This is a genomic window from Secundilactobacillus mixtipabuli (assembly GCF_002217925.1).
Lineage (GTDB): Bacteria > Bacillota > Bacilli > Lactobacillales > Lactobacillaceae > Secundilactobacillus > Secundilactobacillus mixtipabuli.
The window spans coordinates 1-242 of sequence record NZ_BCMF01000061.1 but is presented as its reverse complement, the minus strand read 5'-3'; the positions used below and the strand labels follow the sequence as shown (position 1 = coordinate 242).

Annotated in this window: 1 rRNA gene; it reads left to right on the top strand. The window is 51.2% G+C overall.

Going from position 1 to position 242, the window contains the following annotated elements:
* Positions 1-242 (top strand): 23S ribosomal RNA (locus IWT5_RS12000); the annotation flags it as partial.

The window sequence follows — 242 nt, the reverse complement described above, 5'->3', positions numbered from 1 at the left end:
AGGTTTCCTGGGGAAGGCTCGTCCTCCCAGGGTTAGTCGGGACCTAAGTCGAGGCCGCAAGGCGTAGACGATGGCCAACAGGTTGATATTCCTGTACTAGTAAGATATGTTTGAGCGATGGAGGGACGCAGGAGGCTAAGCCGTGCGCACTGTTGGATATGTGCGTTCAAGCAGCAAGTCTGGTTGTTAGTAAAATGCTTTCAACCGGGTAGACAAGCTGTGATGAGGACCGAATTTAAGTA